Origin of the sequence: Acidisphaera sp. S103 (assembly GCF_009765975.1) — a bacterium.
In the GTDB taxonomy this organism is placed as follows: Bacteria; Pseudomonadota; Alphaproteobacteria; order Acetobacterales; family Acetobacteraceae; genus Rhodopila.
The window spans coordinates 129,342-138,276 of sequence record NZ_LMUJ01000095.1 but is presented as its reverse complement, the minus strand read 5'-3'; the positions used below and the strand labels follow the sequence as shown (position 1 = coordinate 138,276).

8 protein-coding genes and 1 tRNA gene are annotated in these 8,935 nt (G+C 60.8%); 5 read left to right on the top strand and 4 right to left on the bottom strand.

The features are described from left to right. Positions 1–18: 18 nt before the first annotated feature. A tRNA-Met gene (locus GSQ89_RS31935) sits at positions 19–95 on the top strand. 433 nt (positions 96–528) lie between these two features. Here GSQ89_RS31935 and GSQ89_RS31930 read toward each other — a convergent pair. The 4 genes from GSQ89_RS31930 to GSQ89_RS31915 all read right to left on the bottom strand — a co-directional run bounded on the left by GSQ89_RS31930 (position 529) and on the right by GSQ89_RS31915 (position 5,663). Beyond that, the gene (locus tag GSQ89_RS31930; protein WP_158932148.1) at positions 529–1,296 is read right to left on the bottom strand and encodes an SDR family NAD(P)-dependent oxidoreductase; all 768 of its coding nucleotides are present in this window, start codon (positions 1,294–1,296) and stop codon (positions 529–531) included. Between the two features lie 240 nt (positions 1,297–1,536). Next, positions 1,537–2,514 carry a D-2-hydroxyacid dehydrogenase family protein gene (locus tag GSQ89_RS31925; protein ID WP_158932147.1) on the bottom strand — a complete coding sequence of 326 codons (978 nt, stop codon included), beginning with the start codon at positions 2,512–2,514 and terminating at the stop codon, positions 1,537–1,539. A 17-nt stretch (positions 2,515–2,531) separates the two neighbouring features. Continuing rightward, positions 2,532–4,418, bottom strand: coding sequence for an ABC transporter permease (locus GSQ89_RS31920; protein ID WP_158932146.1), 1,887 nt, complete (start codon positions 4,416–4,418; stop codon positions 2,532–2,534). Between the two features lie 24 nt (positions 4,419–4,442). Further along, the gene (locus GSQ89_RS31915; protein ID WP_158932145.1) at positions 4,443–5,663 is read right to left on the bottom strand and encodes an ABC transporter substrate-binding protein; all 1,221 of its coding nucleotides are present in this window, start codon (positions 5,661–5,663) and stop codon (positions 4,443–4,445) included. Positions 5,664–5,824: 161 nt separating this feature from the next. Here GSQ89_RS31915 and GSQ89_RS31910 point away from each other — a divergent pair, with 161 nt between their 5' ends. From GSQ89_RS31910 to GSQ89_RS31895, 4 genes are all read left to right on the top strand, one after another. After that, positions 5,825–6,598, top strand: coding sequence for an ABC transporter ATP-binding protein (locus tag GSQ89_RS31910; protein ID WP_158932144.1), 774 nt, complete (start codon positions 5,825–5,827; stop codon positions 6,596–6,598). Continuing rightward, a complete protein-coding gene (locus tag GSQ89_RS31905) occupies positions 6,591–7,283 on the top strand; it encodes an ABC transporter ATP-binding protein (RefSeq protein ID WP_158932143.1) in 693 nt (230 codons plus the stop codon). The genes GSQ89_RS31910 and GSQ89_RS31905 overlap by 8 nt, the downstream gene beginning before the upstream one ends. A 25-nt stretch (positions 7,284–7,308) precedes the next feature. Further along, positions 7,309–7,983, top strand: a complete 675-nt coding sequence (locus tag GSQ89_RS31900; RefSeq protein ID WP_158932142.1) for a GntR family transcriptional regulator — start codon at positions 7,309–7,311, stop codon at positions 7,981–7,983. Positions 7,984–8,060: 77 nt separating this feature from the next. Further along, the coding region (locus GSQ89_RS31895) for a CoA transferase (RefSeq protein WP_158932141.1) at positions 8,061–8,935 on the top strand (875 nt) is incomplete at its 3' end.

Sequence of the window (8,935 nt, the reverse complement as noted above, 5' to 3'; positions counted from 1 at the left end):
GGGAACACCCACCACCAACGCGGGGTGGAGCAGCCCGGTAGCTCGTCAGGCTCATAACCTGAAGGTCATAGGTTCAAATCCTATCCCCGCAACCAAATAAATCAATGGCTTATACCAACGTGCCTTGCACGCTGATTGTTTTTGCCCAACCGCGCCGTGTGATCGAACAGATGCGTTCTGGCAGAGCCATTGGTGCATTCTAGGCATCACAGCACGCATTGACGATCGCCTTCTAGGTTTCAAACACGCGGTTGCTCAGGAAGTTTTCTCCGAGATATTGCCAGACGTTCCCGACCGGTTTGAGTTCCGGTGAGTATGGCGGCAAGTGCAACAAGGCCAGATTGTCTGGCACCACTAGCCGGCCACCGGTCGGATGCCAGACAACATCAAGGCCCGAGCAAGATTCATCGCCAAGCTGTGCGAAGTTGCCGCCGGATAGGTAAGTCGATCCCCCCGGCGGATCCTTCGCAGCCTAGGAAAAACGCTGCAGCAGAACCATGCGGACTGTGGGCGCCGGTTGGATGTTCCTCACAGCGCCGTCATGCCGCCGTCCACGAACAGCAAGGCGCCGGTGACGTAGGAGGCATCGTCAGAGGCCAAGAACAGGATCGCGGCGGCGACCTCCTCGGCCCTGCCCGGGCGCTTCATCATCGTGCCCTGTGCGGCCTTGGCGTTATACTGGTCGACGGTCTCACCGGCCGCCGCGATGCGGCGCGCATGGAACGGCGTGAAGATCGGACCTGGGCCAACGGCGTTCACTCGAATGCCCTCCGCCGAGTGGTCGGCGGCAAGCCCACGCGTTAAGCCCGCGATCGCGGCCTTGGTGGTGTCGTACAGCAGATTGCCACCGCCCGCGACGACGGACCGTACCGACGCCAGATTAACGATGGCACCGCCCCCGTTCCGACGCATCAACGGAACCGCCGCCTTCGCGCAGAAGGCGAAGCTCTTCAGGTTGACATCGAGGATCTCGTTCCAGCTCTCCGCGCTCGCCTCGTCGACCTTCTCGTATTTACGGATGCCGGCATTGTTGACGAGGATGTCGAGGCGCCCAAATTTCTGCGCGGCACCGTTGACGAAGCCGAGGCACGCGGCCTCGGTACCAACGTCAACCTGCGTGAAGGCGACCTTGGCGCCGACGGCTTCGAGTTCGGCGGCGATGCGCTGGCCGCGCTCACCGTCCCGATCGCAGAATGCCACGCTCGCGCCTTCGGCGACGAAACGCCTGACCGTCGCCTCGCCGATCCCCGATGCTCCGCCCGTCACCGCTGCGATCTTGCCGTCGAGCCTACCCATGTTCCCCACCTTTCATTGCATTGCGCCCAGCAGCCTACCGGCTTGTCGGCTTGGTCCGGGTGTCCGACCTTAACAGGGTGTGGGAGAACTCCGAAATTCGGAACCTTTCGACAGGCTGACTCGCGTCCGGCTTGGGTCGATTTGAGAATGGCCACTTTACTGCGGCTATTACGAAAGTGGCAGAGCATATCGAGCAGGTTGGTGGTGCCCACTAACGTGTCCTTAACGACTGGAAGAAAGTCAGCCGGGGAATTTGGGCGCCGCGATCGTGTTGAGCGGGCGGAAAATGCGACCGTCGAGGAAGGCCTGGATATCTTCCAGCGCATCGCCGTAGACGACGCGGTAATTCTGTTCGACCACGTAACCCACATGCGGCAGCACGATAACGTTCTCAAGCGCCCGCATCGGGTGATCGACCGGCAGCGGTTCCACGCCATAGACATCGATGCCGGCGCCGGCGATACGTCCGGCGCGCAGGTACTGGAACAGCGCATCCTCATCGACGATCGGCCCGCGGGATGTGTTGATCAGGTACGCCGTCGGTCTCATCAGGCCGAGTTCCCGGCCACCCAGCAGGCCGCGCGTCCGATCCGATAGTTTCAAATGAACCGAAATGAAATCTGACCGGGCAAGCAGTTCGTCCTTCGGAACGTAGCGTGCGCCCCCAGCGGTGGCGTTTTCTGGTGTCAGGTTCTGGCTCCAGGCCAGCACCTCCATCCCCAGCATCTGGCCAAACCGAGCCATCTGCCCGCCGAGGGAACCCAGTCCGAGGATGCCAAGCGTCTTGCCATGCAGCCCGGCCCCCAGCCTGGTCTGCCACTGTCCGGCGCGCATCGCGCGATCCTCATGCGTGATGTGGCGGGACAGCGCGATCATCAGACCAAGCGCGAGTTCGGCGGTAGCAAAAGACCAGTCGCCAGTGCCGGTCACCTGAACACCATGCTCCGTCGCCGCGTCCAGATCGATCGCGACGTTCCACATCGCTGCAGTGATCAGCAGCTTCAGGTTCGGCAACCGTTCGAACAGCTCACGCGGAAATTTGGTCCGTTCCCGCACCATCATCACGGCGTCGAACTGCCGCAACCGTTCCGCTAGGCGTTCGATCTCCGGAATATGCTCATGGATCGCCTCGATCTCCGCCCGACCGGCCAGGCGGTTCCAATCCGCCATTCGCAGTGCGACATCTTGATAGTCGTCGAGCAATGCGACGCGAAACATGGCGGTAGCCTTTCGAATCAATGGGCGGAGGAAACGCGCTTGGTCTCGGCGGCCGGGGTGATTCCACCACCCCGGCCGCGATGGCCGAGATAGTGGACCAACTCGCCCAGAATACCGCGGCGGAACACCATGACGATGACGACGAATAGGCATCCCAGCACGAGGCTGCCGCTGTCGGTGATCGTGGACAGCGTGTTGCGCATCAGAAGAACGACGCCGGCACCGACAAAGGGACCGAAGATAGTCCCGGCACCGCCCAGCAGAGTCATCATCACAGGCTCGCCGGATGCCCGCCAATAGACTGCCTCCAGACTGATGAACTGATGGTTCAGCACATACAGCGCCCCGGCGACGCTGATGATGAATGCCGACAGCGCATAGGCCTGCACCCGGATGAAGTAGACGTTGTAACCGACGCTGAGCATGCGGCGTTCGTTCTCTCGCGCGCCCACCAGCGACATGCCGTAAGGCGATTTCAGGATGCGGAAAACGAACGCCACCATCAGCGCGACGAAGAACAAAGCCAGGTAGTAAAACACCCGATCGTTCGCGAGGCTGATGCCGAACAGCGACCCGCGGAACACGTCATGCAACCCGTCCTCACCGCCGGTATACGCGGCGAACTGGTTGACGACGAAATAAACGATCTCCGCGAAGGCAAAGGTGATCATCGAGAAGTAGATGCCCTTCTTCTGCGCGATGATGAAACCGAAGACGATGCTGATCGCGGTGCTACCAACGACCCCCAACAGGAAACCGGACCACGCCGGCAACCCAAAATGGCTGACCAGCACACCGGTGATATACGCCGCCGCACCCCAGTAAGCCGCCTGGCCGAACGATAGCAGGCCAGCGAACGCGAACAGAAGATCGAACCCCAGCGCGCACAGCCCCCACAAGATGATATCAGTCGCAACGACAGGATAGACGATCCAGGGCAGCAGCGCCGCCACGGCCAGCGCCGCAACCGAAAGACCCGGACTTAGAAAGATCCGCCGAACCCGATCCGTCATCGGCGTGTAGTGCAGCGGGAAGTTGGAGATATCGACACCACGGAAAATACCGCCTGGCCGCACCACCAGTACTACCAGCATGATGATATAGGTGATGGCCACCGCCGCCGGTGGATACCAGATGGCGGCCAGCGCGGACATGACGCCGACGATAAAGCCCATCAACACCGATCCGGCGATTGACCCCATGCCGCCGGCCACGACGACGGCGAAGGTCAGCGCGATCATCTCCTGCCCCATAAATGGGGAGATGCTGCGGATCGGCGCCGCCAGCGCTCCCGCCAAACCCGCCAGCCCGGCAGCACAAAAGAACGTGCCGGAGATCAACCGAGGAACGTTACCACCGAAACATTTCAACAAATCCGGTCGTTCTGTCGCCGCCCGCACCAGCGCCCCCGCTCGGGTTTGCTCCAATACAAACCATGCGGCGAGGCACACCAGGACGGAAACTGCCAGCACGAACAGCCGGTATTTCGGATAGAACGTGAACCCAAGGTAAACCGCGCCGGACAGCACATGCGGCACCAGGAACTGTCCGCCTGTGGTGGCGAAGAAACTGCGCATCAGGTCTTCGATGATCAGAGTCAGGCCGAAGGTCAGCAGCAGGTTGTAGGCTGGATCAAGCCGGTAGAGACGGGACAGCAGCAGCCGTTCCAAAATCACTCCGAATCCGCCCACCAGAACCCAGGCGAGGATAAGCGCCAGCCACAAGGACACACCGAAGAATTGTCCGCCGATGAACGCAACGAACGCCCCCAGCATATACATGGCGCCATGCGCGAAATTGACGACGCGCATCAGGCCGAAGACGATACTCAGGCCGAGGCTCATCAAGGCGATGAAACCGCCATTGACGAGCCCGTTGAAGATCTGGACGGCATAGAAGGACATCAAAATCTCCCGCAGCGCACGTCCTTACCAATTGTGCTTGCAGGTACTCTCGGATTCCGGAATGAACACGTCCTTGCCGGGAATGGTCGCGACCACGTCGTAATAGTCCTCAGGCTGCTTGACCTCGCTCGCCTTCTTCACCTTGATCACATACATGTCGTGGATCACGCTGTGGTCCTTTTTCCGCCATGTGGCGTTGCGGGCAAAGAAGTCGCTGAATGTGCTGCCTTCCAGCGCCTCGGCGATCTTGTCCGGATCGTCGGTGCCGATCTTTTTCACCGTATTCAGAACCTGAGTCACCGCCGAGTAATTGCCGGCATAGAGGCTGGCCGGGGTCATGCCGAACCGCTTCTTGAAGCGCGCGGCCCAGTCCCGGGTCTGCTGGTCATAGTTCCAGTACCAGATTTCGCCGGCAGTGATGCCGCTCCACGTATCGATGCCGGTGGACCGTACGTCGGTGAAGTTCATCTGGCCCGGAACGATCTGAATCTTCCCGTCGCCGAGAAGGCCGAACTCGCGGGCTTGTTTGACGCCGTTACGCAGGTCCTGGCCAGATTCCAGGATACCGATGCCCTGCGCGCCGGCCGACTGGGCCTTCAGCAAATAGCTGGAGAAATCATCGTTCGGGAACGGCACCATGTCGTTGCCCAGCACCGTCCCGCCCTTGGCCTTCACGGTCTTGCTGAACTGCTCCAGCAGCGAATGACCGAAGGCATAATCAGCGGTAATAAAATACCACTTCTTGAAACCTTCCTCGGTGACACGGCCGGCGGCGGTAGCCATCGCAGTGGTGTCCCAGGCATAGTGCCAGGTATATTTGCTGCAATCCTCATTCGTCAGCGCGGTGGTGCCGGGGCTGACGAACGTCGTGGTGATCTTGCGTTCGTTGGCCAGCTTGGCGATCGCGATAGCGGCGGCAGAGCTGGTCACATCCGTAATCAGGTTCACGCCCTGGCTGTCGATGATTTCGCGTGTCTTGTTGATGGTCAGCGCGACATCCAGCTTGTTGTCCAGTACAATGACATTGATGGGCACGCCATTGACCGATCCGCCGAAATCGTCGACCGCCATCTGGACGCCATCGACCGATCCCTTGCCTGATGTATCGGAAAACACCGTGGACAGATCGGTGATCACGAGGATGGTGAATTTCTTGCCCGTCATGGCGGCTTCGGCCGGCTGATTGAATAAGGCCAGGCCGGCTATCAGAACGGCGGCCGCCGTCCCGAGAAGTGTTTTGCGCATCGTTCCCCCCCTTGACCCGGGTAATTTCGTTGCCGCGAAGCTGTGGCCCGTGGGCCCGGTTGTCAAGCGCTTTATAAAAAGCATTTTGCATTCTTTTGCGGATATGGTTCACTGCCGCCGCATCGAACGCGGGCCGGAACCGCGCAGAGGAACGGGATCACATGGAACCGGCAAGCACCGGACTGGCCTTGGAATCGGTCACCAAATCATTCGGCGGCTTCATCGCAGTCAACGACGTGACGCTCAGTTTTCCGGCTGGCGCGATCTACGGGATCATCGGGCCGAACGGCGCCGGCAAGACGACATTGTTCAACCTGCTCAGTGGCTTCCTTAAACCCACCAAGGGCCGTCTTCGTCACCGCGGACAGGACATCACCCATCTCTCCCCCGAAGCCATTGCTCGGCGAGGCGTGGTGCGCAGCTTCCAGATCACCAGCATCTTCAGCAATCTGACGGTGGCCGAGAATATCGTTCTGCCGCTGCAACGCCGCGACCGCGGCGGCACCGGATTCTTGCGCAAGAGCAACTGGGGGAAGCGCTACGGTGAGGAGATCGACGATATCCTGCGGCGCGTCCACATCCCGGCGGAATGGCGCGACCGCGGCGCCAGTGCCTTGCCATACGGCCTGAAGCGCTCACTCGAACTGGGGATCAGCCTCGCGGCCAATCCCGATATCCTGCTTTTGGACGAGCCAACCGCCGGCATGACCGTTCGCGATATCGTCAAGGTCACCGAACTGATCGGCCAACTCGCGGCCGGCCGCACGGTCATCGTGGTAGAACACAATTTGGGCGTGATCGCCGACCTTGCGCAAGAAATCGTCGTGCTGCAGCAGGGCCAGCTGCTGACTCGCGGCCGTTACGATGATGTGCGGCGAGACCCCAGGGTGATCGACGCCTACCTAGGCACTAAGGGGCGCCACGCCCATGCTTGAAATCCGCAGCCTCGACGCATCCTATGGCGAAACGCAGGTGCTGCGCGGCATCAGCCTCGACGTGGCGGAAGGTGAAATCGTCACCCTGATCGGCCGCAACGGGGCGGGCAAATCCACCACCATGAAATCCATTATGGGCGACATCCCGCGCCGCACCGGCTCGATCAAGTTCAAAGGCCAGGAAATCATCGACCTGGGTGCGGAACGGATCTGCAAGCTGGGTATCGGATATGTCCCGGAAGACCGCGGCATGTTCGGCACCCTGTCGGTGCTGGAAAACCTGACGATCGCCAAACCCCAGAACCCCACGGCATGGCCGCTAGACCGGATCTTCACTCTGTTCCCCGTCCTGAAAGCCAGGGCACACCAGCGCGCCACAACCCTCTCCGGCGGCGAGCAGCAGATGCTCGCCATCGCTCGGCCGCTTTACATGGGATCCTCTTTCCTGCTGCTGGACGAACCGACCGAAGGCCTCGCGCCAGTCATTATCGACGCCATCGGCCAGGTCGTGGCGCAACTGAAGAAAGCCGGACTGACGGTTCTGCTGGTGGAGCAGAATCTGCCCTTCGCCACCTCGGTCGCGGATCGTCACAACCTGATGGAAAACGGCCGTATCATCCGCACCTTGACCAACGACGACGTAATCCGGGAGGAGGGCGAACTGCTCGCCCATCTCGGTGTCTGATTCACCCCGAAAGCCGGTGTAACCCATGTCGTTCGCGACCAAGCAGGAAAGCGTGGCCGAGATCATCCGGGAACGGATCATCGTCGGTATCTACGACCGTGGTACCAAGCTGAAGCAGGCCGACCTGGCGGAGGAACTGGGCGTTTCGATCACCCCGGTACGAGAAGCGCTGCTGGCGCTGGAAGCGGAAGGCTATGTGCGCGGCCTGCCGCACAAAGGCCTGATGGTGCCGGAGATCATGCCCGGCCGCCTGGGCGAAATCTGCGATTTGCGCGTCGCGCTGGAACGCGACCTGACCGCGGCGGCGCTCGATAATATGGAACCGTCCGGCCTGCGGAAGCTGCTGTCCTTGCAGCGCGAACTGGAAGCCGCATTGGAAACCGACGACTTGCTCAAGGTGCGGACAGCGAATTACCGGTTTCATTTCTGCCTGTACGACATGGCGGAGCGACCACAGACACTGCATTTCGTCCGCGTGTTGTGGGCGAAATATCCGTTCACGCTGCAGGACGTGAAGCAGGATCGCCCCATGCGCATGCGGTCGGAACACGATCTGTTTCTGGAACGTGTCCAGCAGGGCGACAAGCGCGGCGCCGTCGATGCGATGGTGCGGCACATTAAAAACGGCTGGCGGGAAATCACGGCCAGGCGCGGCGGCGGCGTGGTAGCCAATGCCATCGCTGCCGATGTTTCGCCTTGAATCCAGTCCACCGGGGATTGCCCATATTTTTTATATGATGCATTATCTGTGAAGACACAAACAACGGCCAATATCTTATGGAAACGCAGGACCAGCGCCCCTACAGCGGCGTGCGCATCATCGATCTGACGCGTGAACTTGGGTCTTATTGCACGCGCTTGTTCGCCGATCTCGGCGCCGAGGTCATTCGCGTCGAGCCGCCACAAGGCCGTTCGGACAGGCTGCGTCCACCGTTCGCCAATGGTGTGGATCCCACGGAATTTGGCGGCATTCCCTATGCTTTCCTGAACCTGAACAAAAAAGCGGTGCGGATCGATACCACCACCGACGCTGGACGCCGTGTGTTCGCCGACCTTGTCGGCGCAGCACAGGTCATTGTGCATGAACCAGGCGCAACCGACATCCCACTGGCCGACATCGTTGCGATCTCCGGCCCACGTGTCGTTACATCCGTATCGTATTTCGGCCTGACCGGTCCGTATGCCGGGTTCGCCGGCTGCGACCTGATCGCCCAGGCGCTGGGTGGCATCGCATGGCTGTCGGGCGAACCCGGCAAGCCGCCGCTGAAACTCGCCGGTGAGCAAAGCGTGTTCGTCACCTCTCTGTACGCTGCTGCGGCCACCGCTCTGGCGTTGTGGGATTTGGAAAGGACCGGCACCAGCCACGTACTGGACGTTTCGTCGCAGGAGGCGATCGCCCATTCGCTGCAGAACGCACCGCAGGTCTACGACCTGGAAGGGAAGGTCATGTCGCGTGGTGGCGAAGGCGTTCGCGATGCCACGGAAGCCGCCTTCGCTTGCAAGGACGGTTACGTGTTCCTGGCGGCGCCACTGGCACTCAGCGTGTCATGGAACGCGCTGCTGACATGGATGAAAGACGAAGGCTTCGACGGCGTGAACCGTTTGCTGCAGGACGACTGGAAAGACCGACCCACGCGCGCGACCGAAGCCAT